The sequence below is a fragment of the Cronobacter turicensis genome, assembly GCF_041222865.1.
Taxonomy (GTDB): Bacteria; Pseudomonadota; Gammaproteobacteria; order Enterobacterales; family Enterobacteriaceae; genus Cronobacter; species Cronobacter turicensis.
The window spans coordinates 669,846-688,315 of sequence record NZ_CP165997.1; the positions used below are offsets into that span (position 1 = coordinate 669,846).

General features: G+C 59.0%; 17 protein-coding genes and 1 tRNA gene. 6 read left to right on the top strand and 12 right to left on the bottom strand.

Annotated features, from left to right (window positions below; translation table 11 throughout):
- Window positions 1-39 precede the first annotated feature (39 nt).
- From AB8W27_RS03220 to AB8W27_RS03230, 3 genes are all read left to right on the top strand, one after another.
- Window positions 40-666, top strand: a complete 627-nt coding sequence (locus AB8W27_RS03220; RefSeq protein ID WP_041923926.1) for an NADPH-dependent F420 reductase — start codon at window positions 40-42, stop codon at window positions 664-666.
- Window positions 667-1,337: 671 nt separating this feature from the next.
- Window positions 1,338-3,284 carry a methyl-accepting chemotaxis protein gene (locus AB8W27_RS03225; protein WP_041923925.1) on the top strand — a complete coding sequence of 649 codons (1,947 nt, stop codon included), beginning with the start codon at window positions 1,338-1,340 and terminating at the stop codon, window positions 3,282-3,284.
- A 176-nt stretch (window positions 3,285-3,460) separates the two neighbouring features.
- Window positions 3,461-3,994 carry a sterol desaturase family protein gene (locus tag AB8W27_RS03230; protein ID WP_071820318.1) on the top strand — a complete coding sequence of 178 codons (534 nt, stop codon included), beginning with the start codon at window positions 3,461-3,463 and terminating at the stop codon, window positions 3,992-3,994.
- Here the strand turns inward: AB8W27_RS03230 and crtB are convergent.
- The 7 genes from crtB to AB8W27_RS03265 all read right to left on the bottom strand — a co-directional run bounded on the left by crtB (window position 3,891) and on the right by AB8W27_RS03265 (window position 11,573).
- Window positions 3,891-4,862, bottom strand: coding sequence for a 15-cis-phytoene synthase CrtB (gene crtB, locus AB8W27_RS03235; protein WP_015742482.1), 972 nt, complete (start codon window positions 4,860-4,862; stop codon window positions 3,891-3,893). The two genes, AB8W27_RS03230 and crtB, sit on opposite strands and share 104 nt — an antisense overlap.
- Entirely contained in the window at window positions 4,859-6,337 is a 1,479-nt protein-coding gene (locus AB8W27_RS03240; RefSeq protein WP_015742481.1) for a phytoene desaturase, read from the bottom strand. Before AB8W27_RS03240 ends, crtB begins: the two co-directional genes overlap by 4 nt.
- On the bottom strand, window positions 6,330-7,505 hold the full coding sequence (gene crtY / locus AB8W27_RS03245) for a lycopene beta-cyclase CrtY (protein WP_041923924.1): 1,176 nt from the start codon (window positions 7,503-7,505) through the stop codon (window positions 6,330-6,332). Before crtY ends, AB8W27_RS03240 begins: the two co-directional genes overlap by 8 nt.
- Entirely contained in the window at window positions 7,502-8,776 is a 1,275-nt protein-coding gene (locus tag AB8W27_RS03250; protein ID WP_015742479.1) for a glycosyltransferase, read from the bottom strand. Before AB8W27_RS03250 ends, crtY begins: the two co-directional genes overlap by 4 nt.
- Window positions 8,773-9,816, bottom strand: a complete 1,044-nt coding sequence (gene fni, locus AB8W27_RS03255) for a type 2 isopentenyl-diphosphate Delta-isomerase (protein ID WP_015742478.1) — start codon at window positions 9,814-9,816, stop codon at window positions 8,773-8,775. Before fni ends, AB8W27_RS03250 begins: the two co-directional genes overlap by 4 nt.
- A 42-nt stretch (window positions 9,817-9,858) precedes the next feature.
- The gene (locus tag AB8W27_RS03260; RefSeq protein ID WP_007764088.1) at window positions 9,859-10,764 is read right to left on the bottom strand and encodes a polyprenyl synthetase family protein; all 906 of its coding nucleotides are present in this window, start codon (window positions 10,762-10,764) and stop codon (window positions 9,859-9,861) included.
- Between the two features lie 260 nt (window positions 10,765-11,024).
- The gene (locus AB8W27_RS03265) at window positions 11,025-11,573 is read right to left on the bottom strand and encodes a YtfJ family protein (RefSeq protein ID WP_041923923.1); all 549 of its coding nucleotides are present in this window, start codon (window positions 11,571-11,573) and stop codon (window positions 11,025-11,027) included.
- A gap of 186 nt (window positions 11,574-11,759) precedes the next feature.
- Between AB8W27_RS03265 and AB8W27_RS03270 the strand changes: the two genes are divergently transcribed.
- Window positions 11,760-12,029, top strand: coding sequence for a BPSL0067 family protein (locus AB8W27_RS03270; protein ID WP_015742475.1), 270 nt, complete (start codon window positions 11,760-11,762; stop codon window positions 12,027-12,029).
- 115 nt (window positions 12,030-12,144) lie between these two features.
- Entirely contained in the window at window positions 12,145-12,516 is a 372-nt protein-coding gene (locus AB8W27_RS03275) for an STY0301 family protein (RefSeq protein WP_345955359.1), read from the top strand.
- Between the two features lie 173 nt (window positions 12,517-12,689).
- Here AB8W27_RS03275 and AB8W27_RS03280 read toward each other — a convergent pair.
- Window positions 12,690-12,765, bottom strand: a tRNA-Ile gene (locus tag AB8W27_RS03280).
- 125 nt (window positions 12,766-12,890) lie between these two features.
- Here AB8W27_RS03280 and mug point away from each other — a divergent pair.
- Entirely contained in the window at window positions 12,891-13,397 is a 507-nt protein-coding gene (mug, locus tag AB8W27_RS03285; protein ID WP_007764082.1) for a G/U mismatch-specific DNA glycosylase, read from the top strand.
- A 52-nt stretch (window positions 13,398-13,449) separates the two neighbouring features.
- Here the strand turns inward: mug and AB8W27_RS03290 are convergent, their stop codons facing one another.
- The 4 genes from AB8W27_RS03290 to rpsU form a co-directional block, all read right to left on the bottom strand.
- Window positions 13,450-13,869 (bottom strand): hypothetical protein, encoded by a 420-nt coding sequence (locus AB8W27_RS03290; RefSeq protein ID WP_015742472.1) that lies wholly within the window; start codon window positions 13,867-13,869, stop codon window positions 13,450-13,452.
- Between the two features lie 242 nt (window positions 13,870-14,111).
- Entirely contained in the window at window positions 14,112-15,956 is a 1,845-nt protein-coding gene (gene rpoD / locus AB8W27_RS03295) for an RNA polymerase sigma factor RpoD (RefSeq protein WP_015742471.1), read from the bottom strand.
- Between the two features lie 239 nt (window positions 15,957-16,195).
- On the bottom strand, window positions 16,196-17,941 hold the full coding sequence (dnaG, locus tag AB8W27_RS03300) for a DNA primase (protein ID WP_041923922.1): 1,746 nt from the start codon (window positions 17,939-17,941) through the stop codon (window positions 16,196-16,198).
- A 112-nt stretch (window positions 17,942-18,053) separates the two neighbouring features.
- On the bottom strand, window positions 18,054-18,269 hold the full coding sequence (rpsU, locus tag AB8W27_RS03305) for a 30S ribosomal protein S21 (protein ID WP_001144069.1): 216 nt from the start codon (window positions 18,267-18,269) through the stop codon (window positions 18,054-18,056).
- Window positions 18,270-18,470: the final 201 nt, after the last annotated feature.

The window sequence follows — 18,470 nt, forward strand, 5'->3', positions numbered from 1 at the left end:
AATTACTGTTTTCTCACACCATCCACTGAGGAAACAAGCATGAAAATTGGAATTATCGGCGCCGGGTTTGTCGCGCGCGCTATAGCAACGCTCGCCCTTCGCGCCGGGCACCAGGCGATGCTCAGCAACGCGCGCGGGCCGCAGACGCTGTTCAGCCTGCGGGCAATGATCCAGTGTGAAACCGGCACGCCCGCACAGGCCGCGGAATTTGGCGATATTGTTGTGATCGCCGTGCCGCTTACCGCCATTGATCAGCTCCCGGCGCCGCAGCTTGCGGGCAAAGCGGTGATTGACGCCGTGAACTACTACCCGGATCGTGATGGGCAGGTGGCGGCGCTCGACGCGAAAACCCTCACCACCAGCGAGCTGCTGGCACGTAATCTGCCGGGCGCGCGGATAACCAAAGCGTTTAACGCCATCCCGATGAAGCAGCTGGAGAGCGACGGTCTGCCCGCAGGCGTAGCCGGGCGTCGCGCGCTGCCGCTCGCCGGCGATTTCAGCGAAGATAAAAAACAGGTCATCGCGCTCTACGAGGCGTTTGGCTTTGACGCGGTGGATGCCGGGCCGCTGGCAGAGGGCTGGCGGTTCGAGCGCGGGATGCCTGCGTATTGCGTGCGCATGACGCAGGAGACGCTGCGCGCGGCGCTCTCAGGCGCCACACGCTGAGGCGAGACGCTAAGGTTTGCGCGGGTCTAGGCGTCCGTAGCGCCCGCGCTTTTTATTCGTGGAACGGGCGCCGCGACAGACTCACTGTGCACAGCCTGCGACACCACCAAAAAGTAAACTGGTTTCAGACGGGAATTATTCGCTCAGGCTTAACAATGATACATGATATATTTTTACCTGTTTTTCACTTTTTAGGTGTGATACCCGTATCACCATCAACGTGAGTGAATTATTCCGCCACCTCGTATTTTTCGTGAAAATAGTGACTAAGTTAAATGCTGTTAAACTGCTATTTAGCGGCACTAAACTAATTGACACTCTGGTTTAAAAATTTCAAAAAATAAAATGTGTGCATTATCAGAATATTAAAAAGTCCGTCGGAAACTGCGCTGCGCCTGCAACAAAAATTTGCGTTAAAAGGAAAAAGGAAAAGGTGGAGATTACTGAAAAGTAATTGCGCTTAAGTGCCTACTTTTGCAATTTATTGAGCGGGAGAACCTATTTTTATTAACATATATTTAGCCGTTTCGTTGCGTTTAATTTATACGGCCAGTAAAAGTCGTTGAATTTTTTTGAATGGGGTTTTGAGAGGCCCTTCGCTAAAGGATCATTCTTTCACTGACGATAAACAGTTAAACAATTTTTATCATTTTAATGTGATGGTGAATGCAATGGCTTTAGTGACGTCGTTTGGCGAGAAAGTGAATAACCTCAGCGTCGGCAAAAAACTGACGTCGGGTTTTATTATTGTGTTGTGCATTATGCTGCTGATTGCTGGCGCCGGGATTTATGGTTTCCGCCAGGTGGATGAAAACGCCCGTAAGGAAACGCTCACCGTCAGTATCGTGACTGCCCTGAACGAAGCGCGAATTAACCGCACGCTGTTCCAGCTGACCAGTGAAGAAAAATATGCCGAGCTGAATGCGAATGCGCTGCGTCAGGTAGAATCACAGCTCGCTTCGCTGTCGCTATTTAATATGGATACTGAAGGCCGCACCCGGTTTGCCGCCATGCAGACGAACCTGCAAAGCTATCTGACAGTACGCGATAGATATATTCAAACGCTGCGCCAGCGCAATACGCTGGCCGCCGATCTGCATGAACAGTGGCCGTCGCATTTTATCGACCAGGCATCGATGTACAGCGAGCAGGCTGACGCCAGCCCGCAGGCCGCCATGCTGGCCGCCCGTCTCGCCGCGAAAGCGCAGCAGGTGCAGAGCGCCGTCGACGCGCTGGTTAGCCGCGGTGACCGTGAAACGCTGAATCAACTCAACGACCTTCTGACCGGCATCGACGCGACTGCCTCGCTGCTTGGCGCCAGCACCCGGGATACGCCGCTTCCGTGGCTTTCCGCCCTTGCCGATCAGACCCGTATGCTGCACAGCAGCGCCGCGCTGTTTGTTTCAGCGTTTGGCGAACAGCAGGCGCAGTCGACCGCGCTTAGCGCTGCCGCCAGTCAGTTGAACGAAACAGTCAGCGACTTCCACGAGTTTCGTAAAATGCGCATGGCGAAATCCATTACCCATGTCGAAACGCTGATGCTCGGCGGCACGCTGGCAGGCGTCCTGTTTGGCCTGCTGGTTGCCGCCTTCATTACCCGTAATATCACTCGCCCGCTGCGTGAAACGTTAGATGTGGCGAACCGCATCGCGCAGGGCGATCTGACCGTGACCGTCTCTTCGCTGCGCCGCGACGAACCGGGCCTGCTGATGCAGGCGGTCGGCACCATGAACGACAGCCTGAAGAGCATCATTACCCGCGTGCGTCACGGCGTGGATAACGTTTCGCGCGCGTCGTCGGAAATCGCCGCCGGGAATATCGATCTCTCATCGCGCACCGAAGAACAGTCCGCCGCTGTGGTACAGACCGCCGCGAGCATGGAAGAACTGACCTCGACCGTGAAAGAAACCGCCGGTAACGCCCAGCAGGCGAGCCAGCTGGCGGCGCAGGCTTCCTCCAACGCCGATCGCGGCGGGAAAGTCGTGAACGAAGTGGTCGAGACGATGCGTAATATTCAGGCAAGCTCCGGGAAAATCGCCGATATCATCAGCGTCATTAACGGTATCGCGTTCCAGACCAACATCCTGGCGCTGAACGCCGCCGTGGAAGCCGCGCGCGCTGGCGAGCAGGGCCGCGGGTTTGCCGTAGTGGCGGGTGAAGTCCGCACGCTGGCAAGCCGCAGCGCCACGGCCGCCAAAGAGATTGGCGCGCTTATCACTGAAGCGAACCAGCGCGTTGAAAACGGCGCTCAGCTGGTAGCGAGCGCGGGCGAGGCGATGGAAGATATCGTCGGCTCCGTCGCCCAGGTGCGTGAGATTATGGATGAGATTGCCCGCGCCTGTACGGAACAGAGCCGCGGCATCGCCCAGATTGGCCAGGCGATGTCGGAAATGGACACCACGACCCAGCAGAACGCCGCGCTGGTGGAGGAGTCGTCCGCGGCAGCCTCGTCGCTCGAAGAGCAGGCGCGCGAACTGGAGCAGATGGTCGCCATCTTTAACGTCGGCACCGCCGCGCCGCGCCCTTCGGCGCCCGCCGCCGCCCCTGTCGTCATGACTGCGCCTGCGCCCAAAGCGCTCGCCGTGGCAGGCGCCCAGGGCGACTGGGAACACTTTTAAGCGTCAACCCAGGCACACATTAACCCCGGCTTGCCGGGGTTTTTTATTCTTCGGGCCTGGGGCGGCGAAACCCCGACATCGCCGCCTGGGTTGCTATACTCTCTGGGTTGCGGCGCGAATAGCGCTTACGTTTCCCGGCAACAGGACGTTCCCTTCAACCGGGCCCAGGAGAGATTATGATTGTGCTGTATAACGTGGCGATCGTGTTGCTGACGGTCGCGGCGATGGAAGTGGCGGCGGCGCTGACGCACAAATATGTGATGCATGGCTGGGGTTGGGGCTGGCACCTTTCCCACCATTCGCCGCGCAAAGGGTGGTTTGAAGTCAACGATCTTTATGCGGTGGTGTTTGCCGGCGTGGCGATTTTGCTTATCGCGCTTGGCGCAGGCGGGCGCTGGCCGCTACAGTGGATTGGCGCCGGGATGACGCTTTACGGCGCGCTTTACTTTATTGTGCATGACGGGCTGGTTCACCAGCGCTGGCCGTTTCGCTACGTGCCGCGCCGGGGTTACCTGAAGCGGCTCTATCTGGCGCACCGGCTGCATCACGCGGTGCGCGGTCGCGAAGGCTGCGTCTCCTTTGGTTTTCTCTACGCGCCGCCGGTGGCTAAGCTGCAGGCGGTGTTGCGTGAGCGTAATGGTCGTCCTGCGCGTGCGGCCGCTGCCAGAGCGCCGAAGGACGAGGCGACGACGCCGCGCCGCGAGAGCTGACGGCCATTGCGGCGCCTTTCGCCAGCAGGGCCAGTTTCTCGGCCTTGCTGGTGCCCTGACGCTTATCCCACGCGTTGACGCCCGCGCGTTTCACCTTCACGCCGATCTCCCGGTAGACCCCATGCGCGGTGGCGATAGCCCAGGCGCTGCGCAGCGGCAGTCCGGCAAGCCCGGCCCGCGCCGAGGCGTAATACGGCTCCGCTTCCTCCACCAGCCGCGCGGCGAGACGCGCCAGCGCCGGGCGGCGCGCGCGGTCTGCCAGCGTGTCAGCGCGCAGTCCTTCCTCTTTAAGCCACGCTTCAGGCAGATAACAGCGCCCGATGGCGGCATCCTCGACAATATCCCGCGCAATGTTGGTGAGCTGAAACGCGAGGCCCAGATCGCAGGCGCGATCCAGCACGGCCTCATCGCGCACGCCCATCACGCGCGCCATCATCAGCCCCACCACGCCCGCCACGTGATAGCAGTAGCGCAGCGTGTCATCAAAGGTGTGATAGCGCTCGTCGCGCACGTCCATCGCGAAGCCTTCCAGATGATCGAGCGCCAGCGCGGGCGGGATCTGATGTTCCAGCGCAACTTCCTGAAACGCCGCGAAATTCGGCTCGCGCATCGGTTTGCCCGCGTAAGCTTCAAGCGTCAATGCGCGCAGCAGGGCGATGCGCGCCTGTGGGGTGTCGGTGGGCGCATCCGTCGCCTTAAAACCGAGCGTCTGGCCGTCGGTGACGTCATCGCAGTGGCGGCACCAGGCGTAGAGCATCAGCGCGCTGCGCCGGGTTTTCGCATCGAACAGTTTCGAGGCGGTGGCAAAGCTTTTCGAGCCTGCTTCGATGGTTTCAGTCGCGTGCGTCAGCAGCGGTTTGTCACTCATGCATGCCCCTCCAGCATCAGCCCGGCGGTGGCCTTCGCCGAGCCGATAACCCCCGGAATGCCCGCGCCGGGGTGAGTGCCCGCGCCGACTAAATAGAGGTTATCGATACGACCGTCGCGGTTATGCGGGCGGAACCAGGCGCTCTGGGTGAGGATAGGCTCCACCGAAAACGCCGAGCCATGATAGGCGCCGAGCTGGTCGCGGAAATCGAACGGCGTGAACATGCGGTGCGTCACCAGTTGATCGCGAAGGCCTGGCATGTAGTGCTGCTCCAGGTAGTCGAAAATCCGATCGCGCAGGCGCGGGCCTTCGACATCCCAGTTCAGGTTCGCGGTGCCGAGGTGCGGCACTGGCGCGAGCACGTAATAGCTGCCGCAGCCTGGCGGGGCCAGAGACGGATCGGTGACGCACGGCGCGTGCAGATAGAGCGAGAAGTCGTCTGCGAGTGAATCGCGTTTGAAGATATCTTCGATCAGTTCTTTGTAGCGCGGCCCGAAGCAGACGGTGTGGTGCGCCAGCTGGCTGTGGTGGTGATTAAGCCCGAAATAGAGCACAAACAGCGAGTTGCTCATGCGCTTACGGCGCAGCGAGGCCGCCTGCGCGACGCCGCGCGGGTGGTGGCCCAGCAAATGGCTATAGGTGTGCACCACGTCGGCATTCGACGCCACGGCGCGCGCGGGGATGTGTCGCCCGTCGGCGAGCGTCACGCCGCTGATTTTATCGCCCTGGGTGTCGAGGCGCGTGACTTTGGCGTTAAGTTCGATTTCGCCGCCCAGATCGGTAAACAGCTTCACCAGCCCCTGCACCAGCGCGCCGGTGCCGCCGCGGGCGAACCAGACGCCCCACTGGCGCTCCAGCGCGTGGATCAGCGTATAGATAGACGATGTCGCGAACGGATTGCCGCCCACCAGCAGCGAATGAAAAGAGAACGCCTGGCGCAGATGATCGTCCTGGATAAATTTCGACACCATGCCGTAGACGCTGCGCCAGGCCTGAAGGCGCGCCAGCTGCGGCCCCGCGCGCAACATATCGCGAAACGAGAGGAACGGCACCGCGCCAAGCTTCAGATAGCCTTCTTTAAAGACCGCCTGTGAATATGCCAGGAACTGGCGATAGCCTTCGACGTCGCGCGGGTTAAAGCGGGCGATTTGCGCTTCAAGGCTCGCCTGATCGTTGTCGTAGTTAAAGACCTGGCCGTTCTCCCAGCACAGGCGGTAAAACGGCGTGACGGGTAAAAGATCGACATAATCGGCGATGTTTTTACCGGCAAGCGTGAACAGCTCTTCTATAGCCGAGGGATCGGTGATAACCGTCGGACCGGCGTCAAAAGTAAACCCCTGATCCTCATAGACATACGCTCGGCCGCCGGGTTTATCGCGCTGTTCCAGCAATAAGGTGGGCACGCCCGCCGCCTGTAAGCGGATAGCCAGGGCCAGGCCGCCAAAGCCGGACCCGATAACAACAGTTTTAGTCATGATGAAAAGCTCGCAGCCGGGGAGTTTGCTTTAGCACGGCCTGCATGGCTTCGCCCACCGGTACCGGGGGTTTGCCTGTCAGCAGTCGCGCCATATCCATTGGGGTCAGTCGTCCGGCGTAAAACCGGGCGATAAGCCCCGCATTCAGTCCATAAAAGCGCTGCATCACCTGCCAGCGTCGGTCCGGTTTTCCGGCCAGAAACAGCATCCGGTTCAGCAGCCGGAAAAAGCGCTGACGCCGCCACTGGCGCTGCGCGTAATCTGCCGTAAGCCCATACAGCGCCGCTGACGACGCAGGCGGCTGTGCGGCGATAAGGTCGGCAAGCGTTGCCGCGTGGGGCAGCGAATAGCCGGTCGTCGCGTGAAACAGTCCGGCGCGCAGGCCAGCGCGTGGCACACCCTGCGCCTCGCGCCAGAACGCCTGCGGCGCGCCGGTGAGCGTAATCGGCAGGTTGCCGCGCTCCTCACGCTCAAGGGTCGCAAGCCGCCAGCCCTGCGCTCGCGCATAACTGGCGATATTTTCCCGCGCGCGGTCGGGATCGAGCGTGGCGTTGTCGATGTAGTGGGTGTCTTCTATCAATAAGGAATCGGGCGTGAGCGGCAGCGTGTATACAAACCGGTAGCCGCCCTGCTGCGCCACGGTGGCGTCCATCAGGACAGGGCGCGTCAGGCCGTGGGGCGCGGCAAGCTGCCACTGCTGGCCGAGAAACGCCTGCTGGCCGACGGTGAGATGCGGGCTGGCCTGCCAGCCGCGGCCATCGATAACCGCGCGTGCGTGCAGCGTGCGCCCGTCGCTAAGCGTCACGCGTTGCGGCGTCAGGCTTGCCACCGGCGCGTTGCGCCAGAGGCGCTCGCCCAGCGTCTCCTGCAATACCTGAGCGAAACGCTCAGACGTAATGCTGTAGTAGCCGCCATCGAGCGTGCGCGTCAGCGCCGGGAAGCGCACCTCGTAGCCATCCCAGCGGTGCGCCACCAGCGGTGTGAGCCAGGCGTGCTGTTCGGCCGAGAGATCCGCCCCGTGAAATGACCAGGTGTGATTGCCGCCGGGCGCGTCGCCCCCCTCCAGTAAGAGCACGTTGAGCGCCGGTTGCAGCGCGCGCAGGCGCAGGGCGATAAGCCCGTTTGCCAGACCGCCGCCCGCCAGAATCAGATCCCATTGCGTCGTCATGAGGGCGCCTGCGCGAAAACAGGGCGGCGTTCGTCCAGCGCCTGTTCGGTAATCTGCGCCGCGCGGACGGCGCCGCCCGCCTGCGCCAGCGCGCGCTGCATGGCGGCAAGGCGCGTGCGGGCGTTGGTATCGCCAAGCAGCGTTTTCAGCTTGCGGGCAAAAGTATGGCGTCCGGCGAAGCGCGAGACGCGCTGCCCGATGCCGCAGTGCTCTACCCGTGCCGCCACGCCGGGCTGGTCGAACGCCAGCGGCACCACTAGCAGCGGCGTGGCGCTGGCGATGGCGTCCATCACCGTATTCAGCCCGCCGTGAGTAATAACCGCCTGCGACTGGCTGAGCGCCAGCGGCTGATCGGTAAATGCGGTCACCTGCGTGGCGCCGCTGGCCGTCAGCGCTTTCGCCTGGGCGTCATTCAGACCGCCGCAGTGCGCGACCAGCAGCTCGACATCCGCGTCGCGGCAGGCGCGGGCGATGGTGCGGAACAGCCCGTAACGATGCCCCTGTAACGTGCCGAGCGAGGCGAATACGCGCGGGCGCGCCGTATCCTGCGCCGTTTCCGCTACCGGCGGCAGCGGGGGGCGCAGCGGGCCGACCGCGTGAAAGCAGGGCGGCGGCGCGTGGCGCGGGAAATCAAGCGCGCTGAGCGTCTGGCTGATTTGCGCCAGCGGCGAGAGGCAGTCATGCAGGCCGCGGCGGGGCGACAGCCCAAAGCGCTGAGCGTGGTGGGCAATCACTTTACCCTGACGCCCCATCAGCCAGTCGTGCACCTGCTGGCTGGTCTGATAAATTTTGCGGGCGCGCGGGGTTTGCGCATAACGAAACGGCATCACCGGCAACGGCAGGCCCGCCTCGCGGTTGACCGGCAGGGCGCAGGCGACCGAGACGAACGGCAGCCCCAGCGCGTCGGCGACGATACCGCCTGCCGCTTCCATCTGATCGACGATTAGCCCATCCACGCCAAGGCGCGTCAGCGCGTCGGGCAGTTCCCGGCACAGCATGTCGGTGGTGCGCGCCAGATCGTTAATCAGGCTTAAGATGGCCGGGCCGCCGGGATGGGCGGTCAGGCGTAAGGTGCGGGCGAGGCTGCCGGGCGGATGGCTCGCTTCGCCCACCGGGTAAAAGCCGATGCGCGGATCGTCAAGCAGCGTGCGGGCCTCGGCCTGCTGAATAAAAGTGATGCGGTGCCCGCGCGCGATAAGCGCCTGCGCGAGCGCCTGCATGGCATGAACGTGACTGTATAGCGGCGGCGTGATGACGGCGTAGTGGCTCATTCCTCATCCCCGGCGCGCACCAGCCGTGCTTCCCGCAGCGCGCTGAGGCTGGCGCTGCCGGTACAGAAACAGGCGACCCGCAACTGCTCAATCACCACCGCGAAATGATCCAGTACGGCGCTGGTGGACGTCGTCGCGCTGCCGAGCACCGCCGCGGCCTGGCCGACCAGGGTCGCGCCCATGGCGAGCGCTTTGGCGGCATCGATGCCGTCGCGAATACCGCCGGAGGCGATAAGCGGCATTGACGGAAACGCCTGATGTATCTGGCGCAGCGCCTGGGCGGTGGGAATGCCCCAGTCGGCGAAGGCCATCGCCACGTTGCGCGCATGCGTGCTGGCGGCGCGTTCGCCTTCGACCGCGGCCCAGCTGGTGCCGCCTGCGCCTGCCACATCCAGCATCGCGACGCCCGCCTCTTTAAGCTGGCGCGCTACCGGCACCGAGAGCCCGGCGCCGACTTCTTTCACCACCACCGGCACGGGCAGGGCGTTTACGACGCGTTCAATCGCCGCCAGCACGCCACGCCAGTCGCGATCGCCGCCGGTCTGGAGCGCCTCCTGCAACGGATTGAGATGAATAATGAGCGCATCCGCCTCCACCATATCGACGGCGCGCCGGGCGTAATCGAGTCCCTGGAGGCTGCCTATCTGCGCGGCCCCGAGATTAGCCAGCAGCGGGATATCCGGCGCGTACTGGCGCAGCTCTCCCGTCAGCCCCCAGTTATCTTCGCTCTCCAGCGCCACGCGTTGCGAGCCGACGCCCATCGCCAGCCCCAGCGTTTGCGCCGCTTCGGCGAGATGCCGGTTAATATCGCTCGCGCGCCGCGCGCCGCCGGTCATGGAGCTAATCAGGAGCGGCGCTTTCATCGCGCGGCCAAACAGGCGAGTGCTGAGATCGATGTCGTCGAGCGAGAGCTCCGGTAGCGCGCAGTGCTCGAAGCGCCACTGTTCAAAGCCGGTGCGAACAGTCTGTTTAGCCCGCTCCGGGTGCAGCACGATATCCAGATGATCGTTCTTGCGTTGGCTCAGTTCCATGTCCTTCATTCATACTCCAGTAACAGTCGCTGTCGGCGGCACGGGGCGCGTTCAGCCAAACATGGCCAGCTGTTTATCAAACCAGGCGTACATAAAACGGCGGGTGGACGCGCCGCGTGAACAGGCGCCGGCGAGATGTTCGTCGGCGCGCAGCAGGTGATCGCGCAGGCGCTGATGCACCGCCTCCGGGCCGAGCATCGCCACCAGGGTCGATTTTCCTGCGTCTTTGTTGATGTCTTTGCCGGTATTGCTCAGGCCGTCCGCCAGATCGTCAAGCAGCTGGAACGCCTGGCCGAGATGGCGCGAAAACTCGCGCAGCTTGTGGCGTACTGAAGCGGAAGCGCCTGCGGCGATGGCGGCGATTTGCAGCGTGGCGTCAAAGAGCACGCTGGTTTTGAGATCGTTGGTCGCGAGTATCGCCTCGGCGCTGCGGGCCTGGTTGCCTTCGCTGAGATCGCGAAACTGCCCCTGTACCAGCCCCTGCAACCCGACGGCGCTGGAAAGCTCGCTGACCGCCTGGGTTTTGCAGCTATCGGATAATGGGCTGGCCTGCGCGATGACGCCGAATGCGCGGCTGAGCAACGCGACCGCCGCGAGGATCGCCACGCTTTCGCCATACTGGCGGTGGATGGTCGGTTTACCGCGGCGCAGCAGGGCGTTATCCATACACGGAATGTCGTCCAGCATCAGCGAGGCGGCGTGCACCATCTCCACGGCGCAGGCGAGATCCATCAGCGCAGGCTGGCTGGCGTCGCAGCCGAGATCGCACGCCGTGAGGATAAGCAGCAACGGGCGCACCCGCTTACCGGGCGTCAGCGCGCCTTCGCGCATCGCGGCGCAGACCAGATCGCGCTCCTGGCCCGGCGGCAGAAGCTCGTCAAGGCGGGTTTGCAGCGCATCGTGCAGCGCCTGCAATTCGATTTCCTGCCCTGAAGATGTCACGGCGTTAGCGTTCATGTTAAGGCCTCTGATGGTGTCCGTTATCGCTGTGGAATGGGAGAAATTGAAAGCGCAACTGCGCGCGCGTGCCGCCATCAGGCGTGCAACAGTCGTCGCATCAGGCGAAATGTGGGATTTTTTGTGTCTGGACAACTGATTATCTTCACGGTCAACTTTCCGGGTGCTTTCTTAAAAAGCGTAGCGTAATCCCGAAAAATTTCTTCGGCTAACCCCAACGTGGCACAAAACTTTACATTTCTGTGGCGCGTTGTACAGGTTTATATGAGCAGCGTGTGCAATAGCGTCATGACCTGGCGCACTTCATCCGCCGTCAGCGCGCCATCTTTGGCGAAGCGAATGCGGCCATCTTTATCCAGTACCACCACGGCTGAACCGCCCGGCTGAAGCCGCCAGGCGCGTTGCACCGCGCCTGTGCCGTCGAGCACGAAGATAGAGGAAGGGTACTCTTTTTTGGTGCTTTCCAGACTGCGGCGCACAAAGATGGCGCTGCCTGGAATGGCATCGTCAGTGTTGATTATCGTGGTGGCCTGAAATTTATCTGCCGGCAGGCGGGCCGCCGCGATGGCGTCGCTGATGCCTTTATTCAGATCTTTCGCCGAGAGCCTGCCTGCCACATGCAGCACAAGCCCCACCTTGCCGCTGAGCCGCGCGCTGTTCCAGTCGCGATAATCTATCTCGCCCTGATTAAGCGTCAGTTCGCCGCGCTCATCCACGCCGACCGGCGCCACCCGTTCTCCTTGCGCCAGATTATGCGCACAGGCGAAAAAGGGCAGCAGAGTGCAGATGAGCAGTAACGGACGCAGCATGGGAAATCCTCAGCATGGGGAAGTTGGGAAAAGTGTAGTGGAGTTTGCCCGGTTCGGTTGGAAAGGGGGGCAAGTTACGGGTTCACGTTAAGCCGTTTCTGGATTTTTGATTTGTGCGAGTAAGGATATTGTTGATTTTAAAACGTTCTGGAGAATAAAGCTGGATAAAACAGGGAGGAAAGAATAATGGCTTACATTGCGACAACACCGCGGGCTTACACAGGACAAGTTGTTGGTAATGGTCAATGTGTCGCATTTACACAACGAGCAGCCAATATGCCTCATACCATAGCGTGGCGTCGAGGCGCATTAGTAAAAGGCAATGACAGTATTGCTCCAGGAACCGCGATAGCTACATTCGATCAAAATGGAAGGTATGGTAATCATACGGATGGGCGTTCGCATGCAGCTATATATCCGGGACAGAACGCTCATGGCATCGTTGTGGTGAATTAATGGATGGGGCATGCTCTTGACAGCAATAGCAGGCGAGTATCGAAACCGCATTCCGTTAGTGAGCGCCTCATTCGTTTTATTCCTCAGCCGCGCCTGGAGTATGTTGGAGATAATGATTATGTGGTGGAGTAAAGCCGCTCTAATCAGTATTGGTGTAATGTTTTCTTCTGGCGCGGCATGGGCTGAAAAAATTCAGTGCCCGAATACTCTGCCAGATAAAAATCACGTCCACAGGCTGAATCTGGTCGATGTGTTTGAGGGCCCGCCGGAAGAACTCGCGTCCTTATTGCCGGATACGGACGATGAAATGGTATGGACATTAAGCGATTCGCAAAACTATGCAAAGGCGCATAACACAGCCGTTTTTCTGGTGTGCCAGTATCAGGGCACCGCAAAAAAAATCACGCTGAAGGTGCCAGCCGGTGCCAAAAAATGTATGGCCTGGTTTGGGGATACTAAAGATGATTTTTATGCCGGGTGTGAGTAGTGGTTTTGGGGGATTTAAGACGATTACATCATTTCGGGTGTTGACCCGATATATATACGCAGGCTGCTCTTGAAGTACCTTTTAATCCTCTATTGTGTTGCCAGAAGCCCAACAGTCAACAAAAAAGCCACCCTTGCGAGGTGGCTTAATTATATGATTTTACAGCTAAAATTTGGTGGCCCCTGTTGGGTTTGAACCAACGACCAAGCGATTATGAGTCGCCTGCTCTAACCACTGAGCTAAGGGGCCGTGGCGCTGGATTATAAAGTAACTGGCGATGCCAATCCAGTCTCGGTGTCGCGGCTGCTGAATTTGTAAGCAAGCGCGGCGTAAAGCTTTATACTTTACAGATCCGAGAGTTAACGGGAGAGGACATGATCAACGATATTCTTGAGCCGGGCTTGCGCGTGGTCTTTTGTGGGATCAATCCGGGAAAGTCGTCCGCACATACGGGCTTTCACTTTGCGCATCCTGGCAATCGCTTCTGGAAAGTTATCCATCTGGCAGGGTTCACGGATCGCCAGCTGAAGCCTGAGGAAGAGCGGCATCTGCTGGATACGCGCTGCGGCATTACGAAACTGGTAGAGCGCCCTACGGTGCAGGCAAACGAAGTGGACGTGAAAGAGTTGCACGAAGGCGGGCGTAATCTGGTTAAAAAAATTGAGGATTTCCAGCCGGACGCGCTCGCGGTACTGGGCAAAAAAGCGTACGAGCAGGCGTTCAGCCAGCGCGGCGTTAAATGGGGTAAACAGAATCTGAAAATCGGCAAGACAGAGATTTGGGTGCTGCCTAACCCGAGCGGGCTGAATCGCGCCTCGCTCGATAAGCTCGTAGAAGCCTACCGGGAACTCGACGAAGCGCTGGTGGCGCGCGGCAGATAATATAACGGCGCAGCCTGCGCCGCGCCGTTATCTTCTCAAGAGGGCAGGTGGCTTAGCCGCCGGCCTGTTCAATAATCAGCTTACCGAGCGATGACTGGATGCGGAAGCAGAGCGTCTTGATTTGCGACTGATACATCGTGATGACGATGTCGTTCAGTTCCGGCGTCATCCCGTCTTTAAGCGCCAGATATTTACCCGATCTTGCGGATAACGCATCCATTTCGGCAGCGTAACGGCTGTAGGTTTTCGGGCCGTAATGTTTGAGCGCGTCGAGCTCTTTACGGCAGGTCGACATGCTGTCGGTACTTTCAGAGGCAGCGGCGAAAGGTTTGCTTTCAGGCGCCTGTTGCGCAGGCTGCGAGGCGGCGACCGGAGCGGGCGCTGGCGCGAGTGGCGTTACCTGGCTTTTTGGCGGCTGGCTGGCGCATCCGGCCAGTAAAACGCATGTCATGAATAACAGCGACTTGTTCATCCCGGGTCCTTGCAAAGTTATCAACGCGACGGTTCATTTTTATACGCAAAATCTCCCAGCAAATTACGCAGAATCCATATCTGTGACAAATTGTTTTTTCTGATTAATCCACGTACATCACGGCAATTTATTGTTGCATGCCAGTTTGTTGAAAGGAACGGCGAAAACACCGCCACAGCTATTTCTGTCGCCAATAAAAAAGCCCTCCGGAGAGGGCTTTTTAAAGGCGTTGCCAGAGACGATTAATCGTCCAGGAAGCTGCGCAGCACTTCAGAGCGGCTCGGATGACGCAGCTTACGCAGCGCCTTCGCTTCGATCTGACGGATACGTTCGCGGGTAACGTCGAACTGTTTACCCACTTCTTCCAGCGTGTGGTCGGTGTTCATGTCGATACCGAAACGCATACGCAGCACTTTCGCTTCACGCGCGGTGAGACCGGCCAGCACGTCGTGCGTCGCCGCACGCAGGCTTTCGGTGGTCGCGGAGTCCAGCGGCAGCTCGAGGGTGGTATCCTCGATGAAATCGCCCAGATGCGAATCTTCATCGTCGCCAATCGGCGTTTCCATGGAGATAGGCTCTTTGGCGATTTTCAGCACCTTACGGATTTTGTCTTCCGGCATCAGCATGCGCTCGGCCAGCTCTTCCGGCGTCGGCTCGCGGCCCATCTCCTGCAGCATCTGGCGGGAGATACGATTGAGCTTGTTGATGGTCTCAATCATATGCACCGGAATACGAATGGTGCGCGCCTGATCCGCGATAGAGCGGGTGATGGCCTGACGGATCCACCAGGTGGCGTAGGTGGAGAACTTATAACCGCGGCGGTATTCGAACTTATCTACCGCTTTCATCAGACCGATGTTGCCTTCCTGAATCAGATCGAGGAACTGCAGACCGCGGTTGGTGTATTTCTTGGCGATAGAAATAACCAGACGCAAGTTTGCTTCAACCATCTCTTTCTTCGCACGACGGGCTTTCGCTTCGCCGATAGACATGCGACGGTTGATATCTTTAACTTGCTCGATAGTCAGGCCGGTTTCTTCTTCGATCTGCTGCAGTTTTTGCAGGCTGCGGTGAACATCATCCGCCACGTCGTGGAGCTTTTCAGACCACGGTTTGTTCATGGCGATAGCCGCGTTAAACCAGGTTTCGCTGGTTTCGTTGCCGGTGAAGAGAGTGATGAAGTTCTTCTTCGGCATTTTGCACTGTTCAACGCACATCTTCATGATGATACGTTCCTGGGTACGCACGCGGTCCATCATGATACGCATGCTGTTCACCAGGTAGTCGAACTGTTTCGGCACCAGGCGGAACTGTTTAAACACCTCAGAAAGCTTCAGGATCTCTTCCTGAGACGCCGCGTTGCTGCGGCCTTTCGCTTTGATAGTGTCGCGGGTCACTTCGTACTGGGTACGCAGTTCGCCGAATTTCTCGCGGGCCAGTTCCGGATCGATGCTGTTGTCGTCGTCGCTGCTGTCGTCGTCAGACTCTTCGTCTTCATCTTCGTCATCATCCATCTCTTCCTGAGAGAGTTCAGAGCCGACGTGCGTTGCGGTAGGCGCCAGATCTTCTTCGGCGTTCGGATCGACAAAGCCCGTGATCAGATCGGAAAGACGCGCTTCGCCCGCTTCAACGCGATCGTACTGCTCCAGCAGATAGGTGATCGCTTCCGGGTATTCAGCGACGGAGCACTGAACCTGGTTGATACCGTCTTCGATGCGCTTAGCGATGTCAATTTCGCCTTCGCGGGTCAACAGTTCAACGGTACCCATTTCACGCATGTACATACGAACCGGGTCAGTGGTGCGCCCGATTTCAGATTCAACGCTTGAGAGCACCTGGGCCGCAGCTTCTTCCGCGTCTTCGTCGGTGCTGTTTGAGTTTTCAGCAAGCAACAGATCGTCGGCGTCCGGCGCTTCTTCCATCACCTGGATGCCCATGTCGTTAATCATTTGGATGATGTCTTCGATCTGATCGGAGTCGACGATATCTTCCGGCAGATGGTCATTGACCTCGGCATAGGTCAGATAGCCCTGCTCCTTACCACGGGTGACAAGAAGCTTAAGCTGTGACTGCGGGTTTTGCTCCATAAGACGGTATCCACACTTATTTCATGAGGTTGGTGTCGGTAGGCGTTGCCGCCAACAATAACGTATGCCCCGGGTTTCATATCACAACATGTTGCAAGCGACGGCGTCTCTTGAGTGCCTGAACGCTTCGACAGCGATATAAATCCACAGGGCGGTGCGGGCTGTTTTATTATTGCCGCTGCCCGGCAGTGCGGCTCTCGGGTGCACCCGATCGTCAATCGGCAATTAAGCCGCGGAATTTATTTCTTTGCGCGCGCTTCGGTTATGATGCGCACTTCTTCGCGCTCCGCCGCGTTAAGTCCCTGAGTGCGCGAGCGGGCGATTAATTCTGTTAGTCTCAACTCCAGCACCGAATCAAACATATGGTCCAGCGCGTCGGTGAACGTTTTCTCTGCGATATCCTTATCTGCTATATCGTCCCACGTTGAGAGTTTTTCAAGGGTAGCGGCTTCTTTTGTACCGCGATAATGTTCGAGCAACTGCCCGGTGGTCAGACCAGGCTGCGAAAGACAAGTATTAACCAGCTCGGTAAAGAGCTCCAGTCCTGGCAGCTTTGTTTTGTCTAACGCTGCCAGAGAGGGCACTAATGGCGCCAGCTCAGGATTCTGGACTAATAATCCTATCAGTATACGCATGGTTGTACGCTTTAGCGTCGGCGCAGGCCGCGTTTGCGAATTATCTGCCTGACGCGTCATCAACCGCTCAAGCTGGCTGTCATCCAGAATGCCGAGCTTATTACCTAACTCCTGACGCAAATAAATGCGCAGCGTTTCGCCAGGCACCTGACTGATTAACGGCAGCGCCAGCGTGCTGAGCTGCGCGCGCCCGTCCGGCGTGCTCAAATCCACCTGCGGCAGCAGGCTATTGAACAGAAACGTGGAGAGCGGCTGAGCCTGCTCCATACGCGCCTCGAACGCCGCTTTGCCTTCCTGGCGAACCAGCGTATCCGGGTCTTCGCCATCGGGCAGAAACATAAAGCGTAGCTGACGTCCGTCCGTCATGTAAGGCAATGCGGTTTCCAGCGCGCGCCACGCGGCGCTTCTGCCTGCTCTGTCGCCGTCGTAACAGCAAATCACGGTGTTCGTGGCACGAAAGAGCATCTGGATATGCTCTGCCGTGGTCGCGGTGCCGAGCGAGGCGACCGCATAGTTTATGTCGTACTGCGACAGCGCCACGACGTCCATATAGCCTTCCACCACCAGAAGGCGCGGCGGATTCGGATCGCTTTGCTGCACTTCATAAAGGCCATACAGCTGGCGGCCCTTATGGAAAATATCGGTTTCCGGGGAGTTTAAGTATTTCGGCAGCGCATCGCCTAACACGCGGCCGCCAAAGCCTATCACTCGCCCGCGCTTGTCGCGGATGGGGAACATCACCCGCTCGCGAAAGCGGTCGTAACTGCGGCCGTTATCGTTGGTCACCAGCATGCCGGCGTCGATAAGCGACTTGCGGTTTTCGCTGTTGTTGCCAAAACGCTTGAGCGCGTTGTCCCAACCCGGCGGCGCATAGCCAATCGCGAAACGTTCAATTACCGAGTCGCTCAGCCCGCGTTTTGCGAGATAGTGCCGCGCCGGTTCGCCGCTCTGCGCCTGTAACGCCTGACGATAAAAACCGTTCAGCCCGTCCAGCAACTCATAGAGCGTTTGCCGCTGATGACGCTCAATCTGCGTCGGCCCGCTACCCGCTTCGAACGGCACTTCCAGATTATGCATCGCCGCCAGCTCTTCGACGGTCTCGACGAATTCGAGCTTGTCGTAATTCATCAGGAAGTCGATAGCGTTGCCGTGCGCACCGCAACCGAAGCAGTGATAAAACTGTTTTTCGCCGTTTACGGTGAAAGAGGGGGTTTTTTCATTATGGAAGGGACAGCACGCGTGGTAGTTCTTGCCCTGCTTCTTGAGCTTTACCCGTGCGTCTATCAGGTCGACGATATCGGTGCGAGCCAGCAGATCATTGATAAAGACACGTGGGATTCGTCCAGCCATAAGCCCCGTTTTTATCAGTCCATAAACGAGAATAAGCCGCGCATTCCTTTCGGAAGCACGGCCTCTACAACTACTACTCTGTCTGTTTCAGGGGAGGATATCCCCTGAGGAATTAGTACAGACGAGTACGGCGTGCGTTTTCGCGAGCCAGTTTCTTCGCGTGACGTTTCACTGCGGAAGCTTTGGCGCGTTTACGTTCGGTAGTCGGTTTTTCATAGAATTCACGACGACGAACTTCCGCCAGAACACCCGCTTTCTCGCAGGAACGTTTGAAGCGACGCAGTGCTACGTCGAACGGCTCGTTTTCACGTACTTTAATTACCGGCATGTGCCTCTCACCTTTGATTAATTCGGTTCTGCTGGCATCAGATAGCCAGCTTATTTCAAAATGGTGCGGAATTTTACTGCAACTGCTGCTGCTTTGTAAAGCACCGCCAGGACCAGAAACGCGGTTTTTGTGCGGTCTATTCCAGGGGCACGCATTATACACTATCTGGTCGCCTGGGTTGAGCAAAGTTTTACATCGGCA

Coding starts and splice junctions, on each gene's coding strand:
- AB8W27_RS03250 (WP_015742479.1), bottom strand. CDS start 8,776: ATGAGCCACTACGCCGTCATCACGCCGCCGCTATACAGTCACGTTCAT.
- AB8W27_RS03220 (WP_041923926.1), top strand. CDS start 40: ATGAAAATTGGAATTATCGGCGCCGGGTTTGTCGCGCGCGCTATAGCA.
- rpoD (WP_015742471.1), bottom strand. CDS start 15,956: ATGGAGCAAAACCCGCAGTCACAGCTTAAGCTTCTTGTCACCCGTGGT.
- AB8W27_RS03260 (WP_007764088.1), bottom strand. CDS start 10,764: ATGAACGCTAACGCCGTGACATCTTCAGGGCAGGAAATCGAATTGCAG.
- crtY (WP_041923924.1), bottom strand. CDS start 7,505: ATGACGACGCAATGGGATCTGATTCTGGCGGGCGGCGGTCTGGCAAAC.
- AB8W27_RS03290 (WP_015742472.1), bottom strand. CDS start 13,869: ATGAACAAGTCGCTGTTATTCATGACATGCGTTTTACTGGCCGGATGC.
- AB8W27_RS03225 (WP_041923925.1), top strand. CDS start 1,338: ATGGCTTTAGTGACGTCGTTTGGCGAGAAAGTGAATAACCTCAGCGTC.
- AB8W27_RS03240 (WP_015742481.1), bottom strand. CDS start 6,337: ATGACTAAAACTGTTGTTATCGGGTCCGGCTTTGGCGGCCTGGCCCTG.
- AB8W27_RS03230 (WP_071820318.1), top strand. CDS start 3,461: ATGATTGTGCTGTATAACGTGGCGATCGTGTTGCTGACGGTCGCGGCG.
- fni (WP_015742478.1), bottom strand. CDS start 9,816: ATGAAGGACATGGAACTGAGCCAACGCAAGAACGATCATCTGGATATC.
- crtB (WP_015742482.1), bottom strand. CDS start 4,862: ATGAGTGACAAACCGCTGCTGACGCACGCGACTGAAACCATCGAAGCA.
- AB8W27_RS03270 (WP_015742475.1), top strand. CDS start 11,760: ATGGCTTACATTGCGACAACACCGCGGGCTTACACAGGACAAGTTGTT.
- mug (WP_007764082.1), top strand. CDS start 12,891: ATGATCAACGATATTCTTGAGCCGGGCTTGCGCGTGGTCTTTTGTGGG.
- AB8W27_RS03265 (WP_041923923.1), bottom strand. CDS start 11,573: ATGCTGCGTCCGTTACTGCTCATCTGCACTCTGCTGCCCTTTTTCGCC.
- dnaG (WP_041923922.1), bottom strand. CDS start 17,941: ATGGCTGGACGAATCCCACGTGTCTTTATCAATGATCTGCTGGCTCGC.
- rpsU (WP_001144069.1), bottom strand. CDS start 18,269: ATGCCGGTAATTAAAGTACGTGAAAACGAGCCGTTCGACGTAGCACTG.